The organism is Streptomyces sp. NPDC091371 (genome assembly GCF_040684275.1).
Taxonomy (GTDB): domain Bacteria; phylum Actinomycetota; class Actinomycetes; order Streptomycetales; family Streptomycetaceae; genus Streptomyces.
The window spans coordinates 137,327-159,101 of the sequence record NZ_JBFBFP010000005.1; the positions used below are offsets into that span (position 1 = coordinate 137,327).

Sequence of the window (21,775 nt, forward strand, 5' to 3'; positions counted from 1 at the left end):
GCCCGGGGAGTTGACGCGAGAGTGACGTAGGCCCCGGAGCTTCGTTGGTCACGGCATGAAGATCAAGAATATGCTGCTGACCGGCTTCGCGACCGCTGCCACCCTCGGCACCATGGCCCCCGTGGCCTCCGCCGACGCGGGTCAGGACGCGGGTGCGGGTGCGGTCGACGCGGCGCTGGAGAGCCTCGACCTCAGCGCCGTCCAGGAGCCCGCGGACCTCACCACCTGGGGCGTCGGCGAGTCCGCGCAGATCCTCTCCGACGTCGCGAGCCTCGCGGACGGCGTCAACGAGACCGGAGAGCTGGTGCTGAACTCCCCGTCCTGACCTCGAGCCGTCCGTCGCAGCCGTTCGTCGCAACCGTTCGTCACAGGTCCCTCCGCCCGGCGGCCGCCGGGCGGAGGGACCTCTTCGCGCCGCCCTCCGGCTAGCGCAGTGCCCCCGCCTTCGACCCGTCCGTCAGCTTGCCCGACAGGTCGACCTGTGCGCCCGCCGGAGCCTTCACCGCCAGCCGGTTGCCGTGCGCGGACCCGTTCACCCCGCCGCCCGACACCGACAGCGAAGCGAACTGCGCGCTGCCCGCCGCCAGTACGTACCACTGGCCCGCGCGGGACTTCCACAGCACGCCCGCCAGCACCCGGGGCTCCCGCGGACCGCACGCCGGCGAGCCCTCCGACCGGGCGGCCTGCGCGGCGAGCGGGGCGCCCGGGGCCAGGAACTGCGCCTGTACCCGGTCCGCCGCGCCCTGCCAGGTCTCGGCCCGCGTGCACAGCCAGGTCGCCGTTCCGTCCCCCTCGGGCAGCGGCTGCTTCGCGTACGTCCAGGCGTTGACCGCACGGACCCCGTGCGAGCGGACCGAGGGCAGCAGGCAGGCGATCCGCGACCAGTCCGCGAGCTCAGCGGCCTCCGTCACATCGCGCTCCGCGCCCGGTGCGCCCGAGGTCAGCCGGGCCGGGGTCAGTTCGCCGAGGTCGGTGATCAGGCGGGTCGCGCCGTCGCCGGTCAGGGCCAGCGCGTTCCAGCTCGTACAGCTGCCGCCCGGGGCGGGGCTCGGCACCGGCGGGGTCGTCCCGTCCGGGGCCGGCTTCAGCACCACCGGGGCCTCGCCGGGCTTGAGCAGGTCCCGCAGGGCCGCGCCGGTGACCCAGGGCGCCGTCAGATAGCGGACGTTGCCGTCGACGCGGCTCAGTACGAGCGCGGTCGCGGTGTCCGCCGAGGCGCCGTCGGTCCGGGCGAAGTCGAGGGCCGCGCCCGCGGCACCCGTGCGCGGTTCGGCGTAGCGGACCACGCGCAGGCCGTCGTACAGCAGGACCACGACGGCCTGGTCCACGGCGCCGGCGAACAGCAGCTGCGCCGGCCCCATCGGCGGCCCGGAGGGCGTGCCCGGGGTGGCCGAGACCACGACGGAGGAGCCGGGCCGGGCCCAGACGGCCAGCGCCCGGCGCAGCAGCGCGGTGTCGGCGGTGCGGTCTCCGCGGGCGGGCCAGGTGGAGAAGTCCGTACGGGAGGACGCGCGCCAGAGCGCGGGCTCGGCGCGGACCAGCTTCGCCGGGTCCAGGGCCTGCTCGGCCGCGGCGTTGCGGGAGTACAGGGGGGCGGCCGCCCCGTCCGAGCCCCAGCCCCCGCCGGGCAGCGCGAGGAGCGTCCCGCACACGGCGAGCGCGGCCGCGGCGGCCAGTGCGGCCCGCCCGAGACGGCGGCGGCGCAGCAGGTCGGTGGGCCGGGCCTGGAGCACGCACGGGTCGAACTCGGGGGAGGCGAAGAGGGCGTCGTTCGCCGGGTCCCCCGACTCGGCGACGGCGGCCGCCGGGTCCGCGACGCCCGCCTCGGTGAGCACCCGCAGCACCTCCGGCTCGGGCAGCCGCTCCAGCGCCCGCAGTACGCAGGCGGCCCGGCCGGGACCGTTCAGGGTGGCCAGCCACTGGTCGAGGGCGAGCTCCTCGGCCCCGCCCGCGCGCGGGAACAGCCGCAGCCCCCACACCTGGGGGAGCAGCGGCGGGAGCTGCGCGCGGCGCGGCAGGGCGCGGAAGGTGAGCGGGATCCCGGCTTCGAGGGCGGTGCGCAGGACCCGCAGCCGGACGTACGCGTACCCCGGGTCGCCCGCCGGGCCGCCGCGCTGGCCCGGGACCCCGCCGGGGATCCCGCCCTGCACGGCCGCGGCGGCCGCCACCGCGTCCCGCCGCCCGCGCGGCAGCGCGCGCTGGGCCAGCGAGTGGGCGGTGAGCACGCGGCGGTTGCGGCCGAGGGAGGGGGGCAGCACCAGGTAGGCGAGCCGCACCAGCCGCGGGTAGTGCTCGACGATCGCGGCCTCGGCCTGCTCGACGTCGGGCGGCACGGGAGACGGGGGGCGGGTGGCGGTATCCGGCGCAGTCACGTTCAGCAGAACGAGCGAATCGTCGGATGGTCACCCGCCACCAGCGCGCCCGTTCGGGTGAAACGACGGCCACCCCCAACGGCCCCGCCGCCCGGCCCCGCTGCCCGGAACTGCCGCTCGGCCCCGCTGCCCGGCCCCGCCGCCCGGGCCCGCCGCCCGGAGCTGCCGCTCGGGCCCGCTGCCCGGCCCCGCCGCCCGGGCCCGCTGCCGGGAGCTGCCGCTCGGGCCCGCTGCCGGGAGCTGCCGCTCGGGCCCGCTGCCGGGAGCTGCCGCTCGGGCCCGCCGCCCGGGCCCGCCGCCCGGGCCCGCCGCCCGGGCCCGCTGCCGGGAGCTGCCGCGCCCCGCCGCCCGGGCCCGCTGCCCGGCCCCGCCGCTCGGGCCCGCTGCCCGGCCAGTCGCCCGGGCCCGCAGCCCGGAGCCGCTCTCCGGGCCCGCCGCCCGGGCCTGCGGCCCGCCGCCGCTGCCCGCTGGGGCCGCCCGCCCGGGCCCGCCGCCGGCAGCGGCTCCCGGGGCTCGCGGGCCGCAGCCGCTCCCCGGCCCGCCGCGAGGCGCCCGGCCCGCCGCGAGGCGCCCGGCCCGCCGCCAGTGCCCGACCCGCCGTCAGGCGATCAGGCGGGCGCGCAGGGCTTCGACCGTCTCGTCGGAGACGCCGAGGCCCTCGCGCACGTACTTCTCCATGGAGCCGTACCGCGTCTCGACCTCGTCCAGCGCGGCCTCCAGGTACGAGGGGAAGACGCCTATCAGCGCGAGCGCTATGTCCGGGTCCCCGCCCGCCGCCGTGAAGCCCTCGATCATCGGGGCGAAGGCCTGCTTGACCGCCGGGTTGACGGAGAGGTACTCGGCCATCAGCGTGTCGTCGTCCGCGCCGAGCAGCGACAGGATGATCGTGGCGCCCCAGCCCGTACGGTCCTTGCCGGCCGTGCAGTGGAAGAGGAGCGGGCCCGCCTGCGGGTCGGCGAGCTCGGTGAGCAGCATCCGGTACGAGGCCTGCGCGGAGCCGGAGCTGACGAGGGACCGGTAGACCTCGCCGAACAGGGCCTGCGCCTTGCCGCCGCCGAGCCGCTCCTCGGCGACCACGGGGTCGGACAGCAGGTCCTTGAGCTGGGCGGCCGCGGGCATCTTGCCCGAGTTCATCTTGTCCGCGAGGACGTCGCCGACCAGGTTCCGCGCCCCGGCCGGCACCCGGTCGGGGTACGAGGTGCGCTCGGCCTCGCTGCGGAAGTCGATGACGGTGGTCAGGCCCAGCGCGGCGACCGTCGGGTCGGCGTCGAGGTCGAGCCGGTCGAGCTGGCCGGAGCGCAGGACCAGGCCGGGCCGTACGGTGCGGCCGCCGGTCAGCGGGGTGCCACCGAGGTCGCGGAGGTTGGCGACGGTGGTGGAGGGCAGCGTGGCGGTCATTGTGGCGGCTCCGGCGGTAGCGGTCTGCGGGTCGTGCATGTGCTTCATATGTCGATTCGTGTCATTTTCCGATGTTTTGCTTCGGAAAGGTAGTCGAGGGCCAGCGAGAGGCCGACGCCGATCCCCAGCGCCGCCAGGTGCCCGGCGTCCGTGAAGGTCCGGCCGCGCTTGACCACGGGTGCGGCGGCGAGCGCCAGCAGCCCGGCCCGGGCGGTGGTGCGCACCGCTCCGCGCGGTAGGGCCGAGGTCAGCGCGCCGAGTACGGCGTTGAACCCGTAGCTGGTCCCCACGTCCAGGGCGCGCCGGGTCCGGGTATCGGTTGTCCTGCGCAGGGCGCCGTACACGAGGAGGGTCGCCGCGGCGTGCCCGAACAGGAACACCGCCGCCGTCCACCAGGCGCCGTACGCGTACTCGGCGTATCCGAGCACCGCGACGAGCAGCAGCGCGTACGCCAGGGGCATCGGCTCCTCGACGACGAAAGCGCTGGTCAGCAGCGTCTCCCAGCGGCCGTCGGTGAGATTCTCGACGTTCGTCGAGCAGCTCCGGAGCAGCCGCTCCCGCTCCGCCGGCTCGAGCCGGTCCAGGGCGTGGGCCCCGAGCTGGACGCCGCCGGAATACACCACTCCCAGGAGAATCGGATTCACTCCCCCATGATCGGATACGGCCCTCTGGCGGGCACCACCGGGCCCCGTGCGAACATGTCCCGGCCATGCCTCTGACCTCCGCGCCGATGCGCACCACGCGGGCCGCGACCTTCGCGGCGATGTGCGTCGCATTGGGTGCGGTGGGGCATTCGTACATGTCCGGGACGGACATTCCCCTCGAGGGGCTTCTGGGTGCTTTCGCCCTGACCGGCGGGCTCGCCTGGCTGGCCGCCGGACGGCGCCGGGGCCCCGCAGGGATCACCGCGGCGCTGCTCGCCGTACAGGGGATCCTGCACCTCGTCTTCTCGGGGAGCCAGGCGGCGAAGCCCGTACCTGCCTCCGTTCCGCCGCCCTCGCACCATCACATGCCGGACATGGACATGGGGGCGATGGGGGCCGCGGCCGCCGAAGCCCCCGGCGTGGCCGACATGGCAGGCATGGCCGGGCACGGGGGCGTCGGGATGATCGCCGCGCACGTGCTCGCCGGCCTGCTCTGCGCCGCCTGGCTGGCCCGGGGCGAGGCCGCCGTCTTCCGGCTGGCCCGCACCCTGGGCGCGGCCGCGCTGCACGCGGCCCGGCCGCTCGCCCGCGCGTTCGCCCTCGTACGGGCCCGGGTGGCCGCCCTGCCGGTGCCGCCCTCCTTCCGGCACCGTTCCGAGCCGCCGCGCCGCCTGCGGGGAGCGCTGCACGCCCATGCCGTGGTGCGCCGGGGGCCGCCCGCGTACCGAGCGTTCAGCACCACGGCCCCCGGCCGTCCTGCCCGCGCCTGACCGGCGCACTCCTCGGCGTATTGCCCGGCGCATTGCCCGGTGAGGAGGAGGCGAGACAGATCTGGGGCCGCTTTCCCCATGTCTTCGCCAACACCTAGGACCCCACATGTCCCTTGACGAGGTTCAGGACGTCCAGACCCCGGACGCCGACGCCGACTCCACCGCCATACCCCAGCGCCGCGGCGGCTGGGCCGCCCTGCGGCCGCTGCTCCTGCGCATGCACTTCTACGCGGGCCTGCTGATCGCCCCGCTGCTGTTCCTCGCCGCCACCACCGGGCTGCTGTACGCCGGTTCCTGGCAGGCCGAGAAGATCGTCTACTCCGACGAGCTGACCGTCTCCCGCGTCGGCGAGAGCGCGCTGCCGCTCAGCGCCCAGGTCGGCGCGGCCAAGGACGCCGCGCCCGAGGGCAAGGTCGTCTCCGTGTGGCCCGGGCCCGACGCGGAGGCCACCACCCGCGTGATCATGGAGAAGCCGGGTCTGCCCGAGGGCGAGACCCTCACCGTGTTCGTCGACCCGTATACGGCCGAGGTGCGCGGGCAGCTCGCCACTTCCGGTGACGCGCTGCCGCTGCGGGCCTGGCTGAGCGAGTTCCACGCCAGCCTCCACCTCGGGGAGTTCGGCCGGAACTACAGCGAGATGGCCGCGAGCTGGATGTGGGTCGTCGCCCTCGGCGGGCTCGCCCTGTGGATCGGCCGCCGCCGCAAGCGCCGCGCGGAGCTCGTCCTCCCGGACCGGAAGCTCACCGGCCGCCGCCGCACCCTGTCCTGGCACGGGGCCGTCGGACTGTGGTCCGTCGCCGGGCTCCTCGTACTCTCCATCACCGGCCTGACCTGGTCCAAGTACGCCGGCGAGAACATCGGGCAGCTCCAGGACGGCCTCGGCGGCGCCACCCCCAGCGTCTCCGCCAAGCTGAAGCCGGGCGGTGCGGCCGCCGGCGGCAGGGGGCACCTCCCAGCGGTAGCTGGGGGAGAGCACGCCGGTCACACCATGGCCCCCGGCGAGGAGATGCCGCCCGCGGCGCCGACCGCGGACATCGGCATCGACAAGGCCGTGGACGCCGCCCGCGCGGCCGGGGTCACAGAGGAGCTCCGCATCACCCTGCCCGCCAAGGGCAAGGGGTACGTGATCAAGGAGCAGGACAAGCAGCTGCCGGTGCACCTGGACGCGGTCGCCGTCGACCCCGCCGACGGCAAGGTCATCGACGAACTGCGCTTCGCCGACTACCCGGTGCTCGCCAAGATGACCCGCTTCGGCATCGACCTGCACATGGGCAGGACCTTCGGACTCGCCAACCAGATCGCCCTGGCCGCGCTCGCCGTCGCCCTGATGTTCCTGGTGTTCTGGGGCTACCGGATGTGGTGGCTGCGCCGCCCGACGAAGGACCGCAAGCTGTCGGTCGGCCGCGCCCAGCCGCGCGGCGCCTGGCGGAAGGTGCCGGTTGCCGTGCTGCTGCCGCTGGCCGCGGTGACCGCCGTGGTCGGCTGGTTCGTCCCGCTGCTCGGGATCAGCCTGGTCGCCTTCCTCGTGATCGACGTGGCCCTGGGCTTCGTGGCGGGCCGGCGGGCCAAGGCCGCCGCGTAGTCCGCCGGGGCCGGCTGAAGCCGGCCGAAGTCAATGGTGGGCCCGTACTCCCCTTCCGGGAGTGCGGGCCCACCGGGTGCGGGTTCAACCGGCCGGTCAGGGGGCGTACTTGTAGCCCACCCGGCGGACCGTCTGGATCGCGCCGCGGTGGGCGGCGCCCAGCTTGCGGCGCAGGCGGGCGATGTGGACGTCCACGGTCCGGCCGTCACCGACGTGCCCGTAGCCCCAGACCGTGGTCACCAGCTGGTCCCGGCTGTGCACCCGGTGCGGGTGCTTCACCAGGTGCGCCAGCAGCTCGAACTCCAGGTAGGTCAGGTCGAGCACCTGCCCGGCGACCTCGGCCGTGCGCTGCGCCGTGTCGATGCGGACCAGGGAGTCGTCGTCGGTGGCGGTGGACGAGCCGGCGGCGGTGGGTGCCGGTGCGGGCACCGGTACCGGCAGCGGTACCTGGGTGAGCGGCGGCTGCTGGTCGGCCGGCACGAGCACCAGGTAGCCGACCATCGGGGGCTGCCCCGGCAGGGTCGGCAGGGTGTGCTGGGGTGCGGGCAGCCAGGTGGCACCGGGCGGAAGCAGATCCACCACCCGGGCCACCTCGTCACGGTCCACGGCGCGCAGCCGGTGGCGCGGACTGGGGGGATAGGTCAGGGGCGAGGTCGCAGCGGAGGCGGCAGAGACGAGCGAGCGGGTGTTCGCCATGAGAGGTCAGCTCTTTCACGCGGAGGGGTCGGCAGGGAGACGTGCGTACGTACGTCATCGATGTCGTTCCGCGCAGGCCGAAGGCCTAAAGGGAAGGCTTTAGAGGGCCGGCGCGTTCTTCGCGCGGCAACACACCCGGTCGTAATCGTGGTCCTGACGGGACGGCCAGAACGGCTCGAGGTCGCTGCGACCTGACGAGGTGTGCGAATGGCTGTCCATGCGCCCCATTCAAGCAGACGTCCGAGCCCGGGGGCAGACCCCGTCTCACGTCGTGGATCGGAATCTCAAATTCCGCTCGTGACTCCGTTGTTGGGCCTGACGGACGGCGGCCGGACCGCTCACTTCAGGTTCAGCCGCCGCCAAGCGGGTCCGGCGTCCCAGCCCTTCTCCTGCCGGGCCCAGCCGGCCATCACGTCCACCACCTCGGCGGCCGTGGGCAGGTACGCCTGGAAGTGACGGTCCGCCGACCCGTCCCGGTGCTCCAGCTGGTACTCCTCGCCCTCGTCGTGCCAGACCTGTATGTACCGGTCCGGCTCTTCGAGGATCCGCTCGACGATGACGAAGCGGTCACCGTCGGCGCCGATGCGCCCCACCAGCTCGGACAACGTGCCGAGCGCGGGCCGCTCGTAGGACTCGCCGCGCTCCGTCTGGATCCTGATCGCCAACATGGGCACACGGTCGCACACGCCACTGACAACGGCGGCGCCGAGGGTCGCACATACGAACGCCCGACGCCCGCCGTGGCCACAGGGGCTCGGCGGGCGTCGGGCGTCGCGGAGGGGGGAGGGGTGGGACCGGTGCTTAGACGAGGCCGTCCTTCTCCAGGCCCGTGCAGCAGGTGTCCACGATGAGGCGGGTCACCACGTACGGGTCCACGTTCGCGTTCGGGCGGCGGTCCTCGATGTAGCCCTTGCCGTCCTTCTCCACCTGCCACGGGATGCGGACCGAGGCGCCGCGGTCCGAGACGCCGTAGCTGAACTCGTTCCACGGGGCGGTCTCGTGCAGGCCCGTCAGGCGCAGGTCGATGCCGGCGCCGTAGTTCTTCACGTGGTCCATCGGCTTGCTGCCCTCGCCGAGCGCCTCGCAGGCCGAGATGATCGCGCGGTAGTCCTCGCGCATCGACTTCGTGGAGAAGTTGGTGTGCGCGCCCGCGCCGTTCCAGTCGCCCTGCACCGGCTTCGGGTTCAGCGTCGCGGAGACGTTGAAGTCCTCGGCGGTGCGGTAGAGCAGCCAGCGCGCGATCCACAGCTGGTCGGAGACCTCCAGCGGGCCGACCGGGCCGACCTGGAACTCCCACTGGCCGGGCATGACCTCGGCGTTGATGCCGGAGATCTCCAGGCCCGCCGCCAGGCAGTGGTCCAGGTGCTTCTCGACGATCTCGCGGCCGAAGATCTCGTCCGAGCCGACACCGCAGTAGTAGCCGCCCTGCGCGGCCGGGAAGCCGCCCACGGGGAAGCCGAGCGGACGGGTGCCGTCGAAGAAGGTGTACTCCTGCTCGATGCCGAAGATCGGCTCCTGCCCGGCGAACTTCTCGGCGATCGGACGCAGCAGCGCGCGGGTGTTCGACTCGTGCGGGGTCATGTCGATGTTCAGGACCTCGCACAGGACGAGGACGTTGTCACCGCCGCGGATCGGGTCCGGGCAGGAGAAGACCGGCTGCAGGACGCGGTCGGAGGCGTGGCCTTCGGCCTGGTTGGTGCTCGATCCGTCGAAGCCCCAGATCGGGAGCTCGGCGCCGTCGGCGAGGATCTTCGTCTTCGAGCGAAGCTTCGCCGTCGGCTCGGTGCCGTCGATCCAGATGTACTCAGCCTTGTAGCTCACGGGACCCATCCTCAGACTCTGCGGGTGCTGCTGGTCGCTGCTTCATCGCTGCGGTGATGACCGCAGCGTGCCCGCCCGCGATTTCCCTTCCGTTGCCCGTGTGTGAACCCCGTGTTACCGACGTTTACGCCGCAGGTCGGGTGGGCTGTGCGGGGCGGAAGCCGGTTGGCGGCGGAGCGTCCGTCGGAGTGGGGCGGGCTGTGGGGCAGACTGGGCGCGTGAGCATTTCGTCTGATTTGGGCCCTGCCGCACACTCCCACCCCAGGGTTGGGCTGCTGGGTACCGGCCCCTGGGCCCGCCGCACCCACGCCCCCGCCCTCGCCGCGCACGCCGGGTCCGAGTTCGCCGGAGTGTGGGGCCGCAGGCCCGAAGCCGCGGCAGAGCTGGCGCGCGAGTACGGCGTGAAGGTGTACGAAGACCCCGACGCGCTGTTCGCCGACTGTGACGCCGTGGCCTTCGCCCTGCCGCCCGACGTCCAGGCCCCGCTCGCCGTGCGGGCGGCGGCCGCCGGCTGCCACCTGCTGCTGGACAAGCCCGTCGCGACCGGAGTGGAGGACGCCCGGGCCGTGGCCGACGCGGTGGCCCGGCACCGGGTCGCCTCCGTCGTCTTCCTCACCCTGCGCTTCGCCGAGCCCACCGCCGGGTGGGTCGCGGAGCAGGCCGGACGCGCGGGCTGGTTCACCGCGGCCGCCCACTGGCTCGGCGCCGTCTTCCCGCCCGACGGCACGCCCAGCGCGTACGCCGACTCGCCGTGGCGGAAGGAGAAGGGCGGGCTGTGGGACGTCGGCCCGCACGCGCTGTCCGTGCTGATCCCGATCCTCGGCGAGGTCACCGCCGTCAGCGCCACGCGGGGCCCGTCGGACGTGGTCCAACTGGCCCTGCGGCACGCCTCCGGCGCCGCCAGCACCGCCGTCCTCAGCCTGGGCGCCCCGCGCGCGGCCGCCGGGGTGGGGCTGGAACTGCGCGGGACGGAGGGCGTGCGGGCGCTGCCCGACTGGAGCGACGTACCGGGGGCGTACGGCCGGGCCCTGGACGCGCTGCTCACGGCGGCCCGGACCGGGGTGCCGGACGTGCGCGGCGCGGAGTTCGGGGCGCGGCTGACGGAGATCCTGGCGGAGGCGGAGGCGCAGCTGCCCGTGCCCGAGCGCGCTATTTGATGAGGGCGTTGGCCACGATGATGGCCAGGCCGATCGTGGCGTCGGCCAGGCCGATGAGCAGCGCCGAGCCGATCCGGTAGCCGACCCGGAGGGCCACGAAGGACCCCCAGGCGAAGAGCAGCGCGGTGTTCAGGCCGAGTCCGACGGCGGTCACCCCGGAGTCCCAGCCCGCGAGTCCGGAGACCACCAGCAGCAGCACGGTGGGGAGGGTGGCCGCGATCATCGGCCACTCGTTCCACAGCGCGCGCACCAGCAGGTGCCAGCGGTGGGCGGCGGAGCCGCGCTGGTGGGTGGTCATGTGGTGCGAGTACCCGTGCGCGAGCCCGGCGGCGGCCGCCGTGACGAGGACCCAGCTGGCGTCGTAGAAGGGGGTGTAGTCCCCGCCCTTCTGGTCCAGCGCGGCCAGCAGGCCGCTGGCCAGCACGGTCCCGTAGACCCCGCCGAACATCCAGTCGGCGCCGCGGCGGGGAGGGGGGAAGGGGGCGGGCGGTTGGGGCGGCTGGGGCGTTGTGGGGGTCGGGTCGGCCACTTTGGTCCTTTGGTGCGGTTTGTTCCTTTTGTTATTCGGCCACCCTACGAGTACGCAGGACGCGGTACGTCAGGTGGGTGACGGCGGGGGAGTCGATCACCCCTTCGCGCTCGAAGGTGAGCTCCGGCGAGACGCCGTCGAAGAGCCGGGTCCCCGCGCCGAGGAGGACGGGGGCCAGGTGGACCCGGAGTTCGTCGACGAGTCCCGCGTTCAGGTACTGGCGGACGGTGTCCGCGCCGCCGGAGATCTGCACGTCCTTGTCTCCCGCCGCCTCCCGGGCCCGGGCCAGGGCGGCTTCGGGGCCGTCGGTGACGAAGGTGAAGGTGGTGCCGCCCTGCCGTACCCACGGCTCGCGGGGGGTGTGGGTCAGCACGAAGACGGGCGCGCGGAACGGCGGCGGGTCGGCCCAGCCGAGCTCCCCCTCGGCGAACATCCGCCGTCCCATGACGTAGGCCCCGGCCCGGGAGAAGAGCTCCCGCACGACGCCGTCGTCCGGGTTGCCGCCGCGGCCGCCCTTCATGCTCTGGCGCTCCCGCCAGGCCTCGACGTCGAAGATCCATTCGTGGATACGGTCCCCTCCGTCGCCGAGCGGGTTGCCCGGCTCGGCGTTCGGGCCGGCGATGAAGCCGTCCAGGGGAGGAGTGGGAGCGGGTCGCCTGCCCGACGTTCGCGGTCATCGGCCAGAACGGGATCATCGCCGCGCCGGAGGCCGACGAGATGCTCCGGCGGCGCCCGCAGACGCTGGCCGTGAGCGTCCCGGGAGCGGGGCACGACGTACATCTGGAGCGGGCCGATGTGCTGAACGGGCTGGTGACGGGGTTCCTGGGGGAGGAGTGACGGCCTTCTGGCCATGGTGGCGTTCCGGGGAGCGCGGATTCGACGTCGTGGCGCAATGCGGTGGCTGCCGGTTGCAGCATGATCGGTTGCGTCGTCGTCGAGTACAGGGGTCCGCACATGTCTGACATCCGCGTTCGCGCTGCCCAGCCGGGAGACTTCGCCCAGTGGCGTGCCCTCTACCGCGGCTACGCCGAGTTCTACGAGGTGGAGCAGACGGAGGAGGCCGCCGCGACCGTGTGGGCGTGGGTGAACGACCCCGGCCACGAGGTCGGCGCCCTGGTCGCCGAGGACGCCGAAGGCCGGCTCCTCGGCCTGGCCCACTACCGCCCCTTCGCCCGGCCGCTGTCCGCGACCGTGGGCTGCTTCCTCGACGACCTGTTCGTCGCCCCGGAGCACCGCGGTTCGGGCGCCGCCGACCTGCTGCTCGGCGCCCTGCGCGAACTGGCCGCGGAGCGGGGGTGGAGCGTGGTGCGGTGGATCACCGCCGACGACAACCACCGGGCGCGCGCGAAGTACGACCAGGTCGCCACGCGGACCATGTGGGTCACGTACGACATGGCTCCGGGCGGGGCGCGGTAGGGCGGCGGTCCGCCCCACCCGTCAGGGCGTCGCCACCCGGCGGATCACCTCCGACAGGGCGTGCAGGGCGCGGGCGAAGGCCCCGTCCGGGAGGGCCGCGTAGCCGATGACCAGGCCCTCGCGGGGCGGGTGCGGGGCGGCGGGGTGGCGGTAGGCCGAGAGGCCGTCCAGGGCGAGGCCGGCCGCGCGGGCCGCGGCCAGGGCCGGGGCTTCCCGGCCCGGGGGCAGTTCCAGGACGGCGTGGAAGCCGGCCGCGATGCCCGTCACCCGCAGGTGCGGGGCCTGGGCGGCGAGGACCGAGAGGACCTGGTCGTGGCGCTGGTGGTAGCGCTTGCGCATGCGGCGGACGTGGCGGTCGTAGGCGCCGCACTCGATGAAGTCCGCCAGTGCCAGCTGGTCCAGTGCGCTCGCCCAGGACTCGCGTAGCCCCTTCGCCGCCAGGACCTGGTCGACGAGGTGGTCCGGGAGGACCAGCCAGCCCAGGCGCATCGCGGGGGAGAGGCTCTTGCTGAGCGAGCCCGCGTACACGACGTGTCCGGGGGCGAGGCCCTGGACGGCGCCGACCGGTTTGCGGTCGTAGCGGAACTCGCCGTCGTAGTCGTCCTCCACGATGACGCCCGCGGTGTTGCGGGCCCAGTCCACGGCCGCCGCGCGGCGGGCGGGCAGGAGGCGGCTGCCCGTTGGGAACTGGTGGGCCGGCGTGAGCAGCAACGTGCGGGCGCGGGCCGGGAGGTGGGTGGTCACGGCGCCGTCCTCGTCCACCGGGACGGGGTGGGCGCGGACTCCGGCCGACTCGAGGATGCCGTGGTGGAAGGGAAGTCCGTAGGCCTCCACCGCCCAGTCGCGGGGGCGGACGGACGCCAGCAGCCGCAGGCCGTTCGCGAAGCCGGAGCAGACGACGATGTTGTCGGGGGCGGTGCGTACGCCGCGTGCCCGGGAGAGGTAGGCCGCCAGCGCGCGGCGCAGCTCCGGGCGACCCCGGGGATCGCCGGGGCCGAAGGCCTCCGTGGGCGCCGCGGCCAGGGACCGCCGGGCGCTCGCGGCCCAGGCGCTCCGCGGGAAGGAGGCGGGGTCGGGTTTGCCCTGGAGCAGGTCGTGCAGGGGGGACGCGGAGGAGGGCGCGGTGGCGGCGGAGGGTGCCGCGGCGGTCGCGGCGCCTTCGGCCACCCGGGTGCCGGAGCCCTGGCGGGCGGTGAACCAGCCCTCGGCGACCAGTTCGGCGTACGCGTCGGCCACGGCGTTGCGGGCCAGCCCCAGGTCGGCGGCGAGCGTCCGGTAGGGCGGCAGCCGGGTGCCGGGGGCCAGCCGGCCGCTGCGCACGGCGTCCCGCAGGGCCTGGGCCAGGGCGGTCCGGCGGGCTCCTCCGGCGGGGAGGTCGAGGTGCAGGTCGGTGCCGCCGTCGGGGGTGCTCATGCGCCGGGCTCCTGGGTGGTGAGGTGTCGGACGGGCTCGGGCCGGCCGGGCCGGTGGTGCTCGGCGGGCATTCCTACGGCGCCTGGATCGCCGCGCAGTACGCGGTCCACCGGCCCGAGCGGGTCGGCCGGCTCGTGCTGCTCGACCCGGCCTGGCTGCGGCTCCAGGACGAGACCGCCCGCTTCCCCACCCCTGCCGCCCCTGGGCGCCGAGGTGATCGCCCGGCTGGTCTCGGCCGGTCAGGCCGTGCGGGACAGGGCCTCGCGGACCGCTTCCTCGGAGCGGGCCACCACGGCCGTGCCGTCCTCGGCGGTGATGATCGGACGCTGGATCAGCTTCGGGTGCGCGGCCAGGTGCGCGATCCAGCGCGCCCGCGCGGCTTCGGTCTCCTCGCGCGGCAGTTCTCGTACGCCGGTCTCCTTGGCCAGGGCATCGGAGGTGCGCGTGATGTCCCACGGCTCCAGCCCGAGGCGGCCGAGCACCTCGCGGATCTCGTCCTCGGAGGGCACGTCCTCCAGGTAGCGGCGCACCGTGTACTCGGCGCCCTCCGCGTCCAGCAGGGTCAGTGCGCTGCGGCACTTGGAACAGGCGGGGTTGATCCAGATCTCCATGCCTCCCAGCCTATCCAGGGCCTGCCCGGCCAGGGCTTTTGTCAGTGGGGCCCAGTAAAATCGAGGGAGAAGGACAGGACGCCAACTACCGTTTGGGAGGCTGTAGATGGCCACTGCCATGACGATCCAGCACGTCAAGAAGAAGCCGCTGCCGGCGGGGCTGCCCCGCGAGTGGTACGAGAGCCACAACCGCCGCCTGAAGGCGATGCGGCTGGCGATATCCCTGCTCGACTCGGGGACCTATGACGCCCGTCGCGCCACCAACCGGAAGATCCGGACGATGGCCGTCCGGACGGGGATCCACCGGCCGTCCAACGTCACGTGCAAGATGGTGCGGGCGTTCATCCAGGAGGCGTGAGCCGCCGCGGCCGGCCCGCCGGGTGCAGGCCCCGGCGGGCCGTGCCCGGTGGCTCACCTCTCGTTGAAGACGAGCTCCTCCTGGCGGCGCGTCAGCTTCACGGTGTCACGCGCGGGCGTGTCAGCGCGGTGACGCGGGGCCGTCGAGCGACAGCAGCAGCATGGCCACGTCGTCCGGGGGGCCGCCGGCCGTGAACGCGGCCAGATCCCGCCAGACCGCCGCGACCAGCCCGTCCGGGTCCCTGGCCAGGACGGGGACCCGCGCGGCCAGCGGGTAGAAGCGGCCCCCCTTGTCCCGGGCCTCCGTCACGCCGTCGGTGTGCAGCAGCAGCCGGTCCCCGGGCCGCAGCGGCAGCTCCACCACCGCCGGCGGGGCGGGCCCCGCGAGCCCCAGGCCCAGCGGCGGACCCGGCTCCACCGCCACCTCCTCCACCACGGCCCCGCGCAGCCGCAGGGCGGGCGGATGCCCGCACGACACGATCCGTACGAGGTCCAGCCCGGGCGGGAACTCCACCAGGACGGCCGTCGCGAACAGCTCCGGATGGTCCTCGGAACCGGCCGACGCGTCCGCCAGCAGCCGCCGGTCCAGCCGGGCCGCGACCGCCGCCAGCCCGGAGTCGTCCAGCACCGCCTCGCGGAAGGCCCCGAGCAGCGCCGCCACCGTGGCGACCGCCGCCAGACCGTGGCCCTGCACGTCCCCGACCAGCGCCCGCACCCCGAACGGCCCGGCCCGTACGTCGTACAGGTCGCCGCCGACCAGCGTGCCGCGCTGCGCCGCCCGGTACAGGCCGGAACACCCCACCCCGCCCACCCGCTGCGGCACCGGCGGGAGCACCGCCAGCTGGGCCGCCTCCGCCACCGTCCGGACGCTGACCAGCTGCGCGTCCCGGCGCCGCCGCACCCAGGCGATCACCACGCTGAGCACCCCGACGGCGGCCACCGTGGCCAGGTCCGTACCCCGGGCCTGAGCGATGCCCAGGCCGGGCGCCCCGATCAGCAGGAGCACGAGGCCCGCGAAGAAGGCGGTGCCGGCCGCGCCGTACGCGAAGGCGGCCACCGGGGGCAGGCCGGCCAGGAAGAAGCCGATCTCCACGTCGCCCGGGGTGAGGGCCTGGGCGAGCACCAGCACCACCAGGGCCACCGCGGGCGCGAGCCGGGCCCAGCGCGGTGGCGGTTCCCCGCGCAGCCAGCCCGGTTCCTCGCGTCCGCGTCTCACCCCTCCACCCTGGTACGGGGGCCGGGCCCGCGCACCCCGGACCGGGCCCGCCGGGTGGCCCGGCGGGGCGCGTGCCGGGACAGTGGTGGCGTGACGGCAGACGAAGGCCCACCGAACTCCGGGAAGACCCCGACACGGGCGCACATCGAGGCGCACGGTACGGGCGGGGGTTCACAGAGCGGGGAGATCAGCACCCGGCTGAACTGGCTGCGCGCGGGCGTGCTGGGCGCCAACGACGGCATCATCTCCACCGCGGGCCTCGTGGTCGGCGTGGCCGGGGCCACCACCTCGCGCCCGGCGATCCTGGCCGCGGGGATCGCCGGACTGCTGGCGGGCTCCCTTTCGATGGCGGCGGGGGAGTACGTCTCCGTCAGCTCGCAGCGGGACTCCGAACGGGCCGCGCTCGACCTGGAACGGCGGGAGCTCGCGGAGGAGCCGGAAGCGGAGCTCGACGAACTCACCGAGCTGCTGGCCGCGCGGGGCCTGAGCCGGTCCGTGGCCCGGGAGGCGGCCGAGCAGCTGACGGAACGGGACGCGCTGCGGGCCCACGCGCGGGTGGAGCTCGGGATCAACCCCGACGAACTGGCCAACCCGTGGCACGCGGCCTTCGCCAGCCTCATCGCCTTCACCGTGGGTGCGCTGCTGCCGCTGCTGGCCATCATCCTGCCGGGGCCTTCGGAGCGGGTCCCGGTGACGGTGGCGGCCGTCCTCGCCGCGCTCACCCTGTGCGGGGTGCTGAGCGCACGGCTGGGCGGGGCCCCTGCGCTCCGCGCGGTGCTGCGGAACGTGTGCGGGGGCGCGCTGGCGATGGCCGTCACGTACGGCGTCGGCACCTGGCTGGGCACCACAGCCTGAACCGGGCTACCGCCCGGCCCCGGGGCGGAGCCCCAGGTCCCGGCGGAGCCGGGCTGCCGAACCGCGGCGGGACCCGGCAGGATAACGGCATGCGCATCGCAGTCACCGGTTCGTCCGGGCTCATCGGCAGTGCCCTCGTGCGGTCCCTCCGGGAGGACGGGCACGAGGTGGTCCGCTTCGTGCGCCGCGAGCCCGCCGCAGGCGACGAAGCGAGGTGGGACCCGGCGCGCGGCTACGTGGACCCGGCGGGACTGGCCGGCTGCGGGGCCGTCGTCGGCCTGGCCGGGGCCGGGGTCGGCGAGCGACGGTGGACGGCCGCGTACAAGAAGGAGATCCGCGACAGCCGGGTCCTCGGCACCGCCGCCCTGGCCCGGGCGATGGCCGCCCTGGACGAGCCGCCGCAGGTGTTCGTCGTCGGCACGGCCGTCGGCTACTACGGCGACACCGGCGAACGGGCCGTCGACGAGAGCGCCCCCGCCGGAGAGGGGTTCCTGCCCTCCGTCTGCGTGGAGTGGGAGGCGGCCGCCGCCCCCGCCCGGGAGGCCGGGATCCGTACCGCGTTCGCCCGTACCGGCCTGGTCGTGGCCCGCGAAGGCGGGGCCTGGGGGCGGCTGTTCCCCGTGTTCCGCGCCGGCATCGGCGGCCGGCTCGGCAACGGCCGCCAGTACTGGTCGCACATCTCCCTCCACGACGAGATCGCGGCCCTGCGCCACATCATCGACACCCCCTCCCTCGAAGGCCCCGTCAACCTCACCGCCCCCGAGCCGCTGACCAACCGCGAGGTCACCGCCGCCATGGCCCGGGTGCTGCGGCGCCCCGCGCTGCTGCCCGTACCGGCGCCGGCCCTGCGCATCGTGCTGGGGGAGTTCTCCTCGGACGTGCTCGGCAGTCAGCGGGTCCGCCCCGCACGGCTGTTGGAGTCCGGCTTCACCTTCCGCGACCCCGGTATCGAGGACGCCATCCGCGCCGCTCTCTGAACTCGAAGAAGCTCAGCGGCGACCGCCGTGCGACCGTTCGTGCCCCTGATGCGACCGTCGTGCGACCGGAACCGACCGTAATAGCACGCCGAACTCGGGTTCCCGCGGAGCCGGTTGGGGGAAGGAGGATCCCCACACAGCCGCGCCGACCTCGGGGAGGGGCACGTGCTCAGCAGCTCGAACCACGCAGACGTAGTCATCGTAGGAGCCGGAGTCTCAGGACTCGCGGCCGCGCACCACCTGATCGCAGCGGGGGTCACGGTCACCGTCCTGGAGGCCGCCGACGACCCCGGCGGCCGGATGGCCACCGTGTCCGCCGACGGCTTCCGGCTGGACCGGGTCGGCCAGTTGCTCAACACCTCGTACACGGAACTCGAACACACCCCCGGCCTGGAGGCCCTGACCCTGCGGCCCTTCGCGCCCGGGGTCCTCGTCCACACCGACGGAAGGCAACTGCGGGCAGCCGCCCTCACCCCCGCCCGCGCCCTGGCCAGCGGCTCCCTCGACCAGGCCCGGCTCAGCGCCGCCCTCGGCCGGCTCGCCGCCCTGCCCGAGGAAAAACTGCTCGCCCGGCCCGAACGCACCGCGCACGCCGCCCTGCGCGCCCGCGGCCTGCCGCCGCGCACCGTCAACGGAGTGCTCCGGCCGCTGCTCGCCACCCTGCTCCGCGACCCGGAACTCACCACCTCCAGCCGGGTCGCCGACCTCGCCCTGCGCACCTTCGCCCGCGGCCGCCTCGCCGTGCCCGAGGGCGGCGCGGCGACCCTGCCCGACCTGCTCGCCGAGGCCCTGCCGCCCGGCACCGTCCGGACCGGGGTCCGGGTCCGCTCGGTCGCCACGAACCTGGTCACCACCGAGGAGCACGGCGACTTCAGCTGCCGCTCCGTGCTCCTCGCCACCGGCGCCCGCGCCGCCGCCGGACTCCTGCCCGGCCTGCGCGTACCCGCCTTCCACGAGGTCACCGTCCTGCACCACGCCACCGCCACACCCCTGCCCTGGGACGGCTCGCTGCTCCTGGACGGGGACCCCAAGTGGCCCGTCTCCCACACCACCGTGATGAGCGCCGTCGACCCGACCCGGGCCCCGGCCGGCCGCAGCCTGGTCACCACCACCGTGCTCGGCCCGCCACCACCCGTCCGTACGGTCGCCTCGCGCCTCGCCCGGCTCTACGACCGCACCACCCGCGACTGGGAACTGCTGGCCGTCCACCACACCCCGGAGGCCGTCCCCGCCATGCCCCCGCCGCGCGACCCGCGGCGCCCGGTGCGGGTCCTCGCCGGGCTGTACGTGTGCGGTGACCACCGCGACACCAACACCGTCCAGGGCGCCCTGCGTTCGGCCCGCCGCGCCACCACCGCCGTCCTGCGCGACTTCGGCATCCCGCTCCCGGCCGCCGCGGAGCCCGCCGTTCCGGTGGCGGCCTGAGAACCACCCGTGCAGAGGCCCGGCCCCGGTCCCGGGGCCGGGCCTCGTCTCACGCGGTCTCCGCGACCGCTTCCTCCCGGTGCTCCGCGCTCGGCGGCAGCAGCAACAGCAGGGCCAGGCTCAGGCCCCGGGTGAGGAGCGCCGCCAGGGCGATGGTGCCGAGGCCGTCCACGTGCAGCGAGGACTCCATCTCCGCGAAGGCCCAGGAGATCAGCAGCCAGAGCAGGAAGTCCTGGACGTAGCCCAGTACCGAGAGGAGCAGAACGGCGCCCACCGGTGCCCGGCGCCAGTCCGAGCTGGGGCTGATCAGGATGATCTGCCCGAGCACGACCAGCACGGCGGTGGCCATGATCCCCTCGAGGGCCACGTCGGCGAACTCCGGATCCTCACCGAGGAAGCCCTCGACCCAGAGCCCGGGAAGCAGGGCGATCGCCAGGTACACCCCAGCGACGATGCCGATCTTGCGGCGCATCGCGTCTCTCATGCGCGGACCGTCGCACAGCGGATGATCTTCACGCAAGAGGAGGCCGGCATCCCGCCCCCAGTGTTCACGACAAGGCCGCCACCCGGTCCCGGTACGTCCGCACCGCCGACGCGTCCCGGTACGGCTCCAGCCGCCGCTCGAAGTCCCGTACGTACTCCACCGCCCGCACCGACCGCATCTCCATCGCCTGCTGCGCCGCCTCCGCTCCCAGCGCGCACGCCTGGTCCAGCTCGCCCAGCCCCAGCCGCGCCGTCGCCAGGACCACCCGGCAGAACAGCCGCGACCGCGCGTACCCCGGCGCCCGCAGCTGCAGCGACCGCTCCGCGTGCTGCGCCGAGGCCCGGTACTGCTGGAGGTCCCGGTGGCAGTGCCCGAACTCGTCCGCCAGCTGCGCCTCGTCGTAGAACCGCGCCCAGTGCGGCACGTCGTCCCCCGGCCGGGCCGCGCCCAGCGCCCGCTCCGCCCGCACCAGCGAGGCCGTCGACGCCCGGACCTCGCCGAGCACCGCGTGCCCCCGCGCCTCCGCCGAGTGCAGCAGCGCCTGCACCACCGGCGGCGGGCCCGAACCGACGCCCTGCTGCGCGACGCGGGCCAGCTGCACCGCCTCCCGGCCGTGGCCCAGGTAGACCGCCTGCCGGCTCATGGTGACCAGCACGTACGAGCCGTACGGCCGGTCGCCCGCGGCCTGCGCGAGGCGCAGCGCCTGCACGAAGTAGCGCTGGGCGAGTCCGTGCGCGGCGATGTCGTACGAGGTCCAGCCCGCGAGCCGGGTCAGGTCGGCGGCGGCCGCGAACAGCCGGCGCCCGGTGGTCTCCCCGTAGGTCCCGCGGAGCATCGGCTCCGCCTCGTGCTCCAGGTAGCGCACCAGCGCCTGCCGGGCGTGCCCGCCGCCGTAGGCGTGGTCCAGGGTGCGGAACAGCTCGCTCACCGATCTCAGCGCGGCGATGTCCCCGCCCGTCACCCGCTGCCCGGGACCCCGGTCGATCTGCCGCTGCCGGGGCACCGAGGCCCGGCCCTGCACCGGCACGCGGGCCGCCGCCGGCTCTGCGGCGCGGCCCACCCGCTCGTCGGCCCGCCCGATCAGCCAGTCACGGCTGGGCACGACCAGCCCGGCCGGGGTGAAGGCGATCTTCCGCAGCTCGGCGTGCGAGCCGGAGTCCTTGCGCCACAGCCCGCTCGCGATGTCCACGGCCTCCTCGGGGGTGGCCGCGAACTCCAGCCCCGCGTACACGGGCGCGCAGGCGTCGAGCCCGAGGTCCTGCGCGGACAGCCGCCGCCCGAGGCGCCGGGTGAAGACCTCCGCGATCAGCGCGGGGGTGGTCCCGCGCGGCTGCTGCCCCCGCAGCCACCGGGTCACGGACGTCTTGTCGTACCGCAGATCGAGACCGTGTTCCAGGCCGAGCTGATCGACGCGGCGGGCTAGCCCGGCGTTGGAGAACCCGGCTTCCGCGATCAGCGCCGCGAGCTGCCGGTTGGGGACGCGCTGGGCAGGTCGTTCCGTCATCGGCTCCACGGTCTCCTGACGTGACGGACCGGAGTCCCGGCCCTGTGAACGGCGTGAATGTAGCGGCGAACTCCGCTCACACCGCCCTCTCTGCCCTACATTCATCCGATCGTGTGCAGAATGCGTAGGGCTCTTTACGGACCGACCCCCTCCACCCGCGTAGGGTGCGGCCCATGACCCGTCGGCCCCACCGGGCGCACCTCCCCGAGGAGCGACCCGAATCCACCGCTCCGCTGCCTCCGCCCGAGCTGACCGAAGCCGAGTGCAGGCGCTGCGGCACCCTCATCGCGGGGCTCGACGGGCGCTACGCGTGCGGGGTGTGCGGCTGGGTCAACGACCACTCCGAGGGCCACCGCCGGCTGCCGCGCGCCGACGAGGACCCGGACCGGCCGACGAAGAGCCGGCGCAGGCCGAAACAGCTCCCGTGGCCCCCGCTGGAGGCCCCGCCGCAGCCCCCGCCGCCGACCCCTTCAGCGACCCCCGCCGAGCCGCCCGCGGGGCCGCCGTACCCTTGCTGAGTGCGATAGGTGCACACAGCAGGTTCAACG

General features: G+C 74.9%; 23 protein-coding genes and 1 pseudogene. 11 read left to right on the forward strand and 13 right to left on the reverse strand.

The window, feature by feature from the left end; translation table 11 throughout:
* Positions 1-55: 55 nt before the first annotated feature.
* A complete protein-coding gene (locus AB0O21_RS08915) occupies positions 56-325 on the forward strand; it encodes a hypothetical protein (RefSeq protein WP_365168060.1) in 270 nt (89 codons plus the stop codon).
* A 100-nt stretch (positions 326-425) separates the two neighbouring features.
* Here AB0O21_RS08915 and AB0O21_RS08920 read toward each other — a convergent pair whose 3' ends face one another.
* The 3 genes from AB0O21_RS08920 to AB0O21_RS08930 form a co-directional block, all read right to left on the reverse strand.
* Positions 426-2,381: a hypothetical protein gene (locus AB0O21_RS08920; RefSeq protein WP_365168311.1), complete on the reverse strand. Its 1,956-nt coding sequence runs from the start codon at positions 2,379-2,381 to the stop codon at positions 426-428.
* A 591-nt stretch (positions 2,382-2,972) separates the two neighbouring features.
* On the reverse strand, positions 2,973-3,818 hold the full coding sequence (locus tag AB0O21_RS08925; RefSeq protein ID WP_365168063.1) for a tyrosine-protein phosphatase: 846 nt from the start codon (positions 3,816-3,818) through the stop codon (positions 2,973-2,975).
* The gene (locus AB0O21_RS08930) at positions 3,815-4,414 is read right to left on the reverse strand and encodes a rhomboid-like protein (protein ID WP_365168066.1); all 600 of its coding nucleotides are present in this window, start codon (positions 4,412-4,414) and stop codon (positions 3,815-3,817) included. The genes AB0O21_RS08925 and AB0O21_RS08930 overlap by 4 nt, the downstream gene beginning before the upstream one ends.
* A 65-nt stretch (positions 4,415-4,479) precedes the next feature.
* On the opposite strand from AB0O21_RS08930, the gene AB0O21_RS08935 reads away from it, so the two are divergent.
* Together AB0O21_RS08935 and AB0O21_RS08940 are read left to right on the forward strand one after the other, a co-directional pair.
* On the forward strand, positions 4,480-5,184 hold the full coding sequence (locus AB0O21_RS08935; RefSeq protein WP_365168069.1) for a hypothetical protein: 705 nt from the start codon (positions 4,480-4,482) through the stop codon (positions 5,182-5,184).
* A gap of 217 nt (positions 5,185-5,401) precedes the next feature.
* Entirely contained in the window at positions 5,402-6,766 is a 1,365-nt protein-coding gene (locus AB0O21_RS08940) for a PepSY domain-containing protein (protein ID WP_365168313.1), read from the forward strand.
* Positions 6,767-6,862: 96 nt separating this feature from the next.
* On the opposite strand, the gene AB0O21_RS08945 is transcribed toward AB0O21_RS08940, so the two are convergent.
* From AB0O21_RS08945 to glnII, 3 genes are all read right to left on the reverse strand, one after another.
* Positions 6,863-7,462: a winged helix-turn-helix domain-containing protein gene (locus AB0O21_RS08945; protein WP_365168072.1), complete on the reverse strand. Its 600-nt coding sequence runs from the start codon at positions 7,460-7,462 to the stop codon at positions 6,863-6,865.
* A gap of 338 nt (positions 7,463-7,800) precedes the next feature.
* Positions 7,801-8,130, reverse strand: a complete 330-nt coding sequence (locus AB0O21_RS08950) for a hypothetical protein (protein ID WP_365168075.1) — start codon at positions 8,128-8,130, stop codon at positions 7,801-7,803.
* 133 nt (positions 8,131-8,263) lie between these two features.
* Complete coding sequence (glnII, locus tag AB0O21_RS08955) at positions 8,264-9,283, reverse strand: glutamine synthetase (RefSeq protein ID WP_365168078.1); 1,020 nt, start codon at positions 9,281-9,283, stop codon at positions 8,264-8,266.
* 224 nt (positions 9,284-9,507) lie between these two features.
* On the opposite strand from glnII, the gene AB0O21_RS08960 reads away from it, so the two are divergent.
* Positions 9,508-10,440 carry a Gfo/Idh/MocA family oxidoreductase gene (locus AB0O21_RS08960; RefSeq protein WP_365168316.1) on the forward strand — a complete coding sequence of 311 codons (933 nt, stop codon included), beginning with the start codon at positions 9,508-9,510 and terminating at the stop codon, positions 10,438-10,440.
* On the opposite strand, the gene AB0O21_RS08965 is transcribed toward AB0O21_RS08960, so the two are convergent.
* Positions 10,433-10,969 (reverse strand): hypothetical protein, encoded by a 537-nt coding sequence (locus AB0O21_RS08965; RefSeq protein ID WP_365168081.1) that lies wholly within the window; start codon positions 10,967-10,969, stop codon positions 10,433-10,435. The two genes, AB0O21_RS08960 and AB0O21_RS08965, sit on opposite strands and share 8 nt — an antisense overlap.
* A gap of 31 nt (positions 10,970-11,000) precedes the next feature.
* Positions 11,001-11,603 carry a dihydrofolate reductase family protein gene (locus AB0O21_RS08970; protein ID WP_365168318.1) on the reverse strand — a complete coding sequence of 201 codons (603 nt, stop codon included), beginning with the start codon at positions 11,601-11,603 and terminating at the stop codon, positions 11,001-11,003.
* Between the two features lie 320 nt (positions 11,604-11,923).
* On the opposite strand from AB0O21_RS08970, the gene AB0O21_RS08975 reads away from it, so the two are divergent.
* Entirely contained in the window at positions 11,924-12,385 is a 462-nt protein-coding gene (locus tag AB0O21_RS08975; RefSeq protein ID WP_365168083.1) for a GNAT family N-acetyltransferase, read from the forward strand.
* 21 nt (positions 12,386-12,406) lie between these two features.
* Here AB0O21_RS08975 and AB0O21_RS08980 read toward each other — a convergent pair whose 3' ends face one another.
* The gene (locus AB0O21_RS08980; RefSeq protein ID WP_365168087.1) at positions 12,407-13,798 is read right to left on the reverse strand and encodes a PLP-dependent aminotransferase family protein; all 1,392 of its coding nucleotides are present in this window, start codon (positions 13,796-13,798) and stop codon (positions 12,407-12,409) included.
* A 56-nt stretch (positions 13,799-13,854) separates the two neighbouring features.
* Between AB0O21_RS08980 and AB0O21_RS08985 the strand changes: the two are divergent.
* A pseudogene (locus tag AB0O21_RS08985) lies at positions 13,855-13,908 on the forward strand (hypothetical protein); the annotation flags it as partial.
* Positions 13,909-14,037: 129 nt separating this feature from the next.
* On the opposite strand, the gene AB0O21_RS08990 reads toward AB0O21_RS08985, so the two are convergent.
* Positions 14,038-14,409, reverse strand: a complete 372-nt coding sequence (locus AB0O21_RS08990) for an ArsC/Spx/MgsR family protein (RefSeq protein WP_365168090.1) — start codon at positions 14,407-14,409, stop codon at positions 14,038-14,040.
* 106 nt (positions 14,410-14,515) lie between these two features.
* Here AB0O21_RS08990 and AB0O21_RS08995 point away from each other — a divergent pair, with 106 nt between their 5' ends.
* On the forward strand, positions 14,516-14,767 hold the full coding sequence (locus AB0O21_RS08995) for a hypothetical protein (RefSeq protein WP_365168092.1): 252 nt from the start codon (positions 14,516-14,518) through the stop codon (positions 14,765-14,767).
* A gap of 120 nt (positions 14,768-14,887) precedes the next feature.
* Here the strand turns inward: AB0O21_RS08995 and AB0O21_RS09000 are convergent, their stop codons facing one another.
* Entirely contained in the window at positions 14,888-15,982 is a 1,095-nt protein-coding gene (locus AB0O21_RS09000; protein WP_365168094.1) for a PP2C family protein-serine/threonine phosphatase, read from the reverse strand.
* A gap of 144 nt (positions 15,983-16,126) precedes the next feature.
* Here AB0O21_RS09000 and AB0O21_RS09005 point away from each other — a divergent pair, with 144 nt between their 5' ends.
* The 3 genes from AB0O21_RS09005 (at position 16,127) to AB0O21_RS09015 (ending at position 19,239) form a co-directional block, all read left to right on the forward strand.
* Complete coding sequence (locus AB0O21_RS09005) at positions 16,127-16,837, forward strand: VIT family protein (RefSeq protein ID WP_365168320.1); 711 nt, start codon at positions 16,127-16,129, stop codon at positions 16,835-16,837.
* Between the two features lie 89 nt (positions 16,838-16,926).
* Positions 16,927-17,814, forward strand: a complete 888-nt coding sequence (locus AB0O21_RS09010) for a TIGR01777 family oxidoreductase (RefSeq protein WP_365168096.1) — start codon at positions 16,927-16,929, stop codon at positions 17,812-17,814.
* Positions 17,815-17,979: 165 nt separating this feature from the next.
* The gene (locus AB0O21_RS09015) at positions 17,980-19,239 is read left to right on the forward strand and encodes an FAD-dependent oxidoreductase (RefSeq protein WP_365168099.1); all 1,260 of its coding nucleotides are present in this window, start codon (positions 17,980-17,982) and stop codon (positions 19,237-19,239) included.
* 49 nt (positions 19,240-19,288) lie between these two features.
* On the opposite strand, the gene AB0O21_RS09020 is transcribed toward AB0O21_RS09015, so the two are convergent.
* Positions 19,289-19,723, reverse strand: a complete 435-nt coding sequence (locus AB0O21_RS09020; RefSeq protein ID WP_365168101.1) for a hypothetical protein — start codon at positions 19,721-19,723, stop codon at positions 19,289-19,291.
* Between the two features lie 64 nt (positions 19,724-19,787).
* A complete protein-coding gene (locus AB0O21_RS09025; RefSeq protein WP_365168103.1) occupies positions 19,788-21,227 on the reverse strand; it encodes a regulator in 1,440 nt (479 codons plus the stop codon).
* A 173-nt stretch (positions 21,228-21,400) separates the two neighbouring features.
* On the opposite strand from AB0O21_RS09025, the gene AB0O21_RS09030 reads away from it, so the two are divergent.
* Positions 21,401-21,745 carry a hypothetical protein gene (locus AB0O21_RS09030; RefSeq protein ID WP_365168106.1) on the forward strand — a complete coding sequence of 115 codons (345 nt, stop codon included), beginning with the start codon at positions 21,401-21,403 and terminating at the stop codon, positions 21,743-21,745.
* The last annotated feature ends 30 nt before the right edge of the window (positions 21,746-21,775 follow it).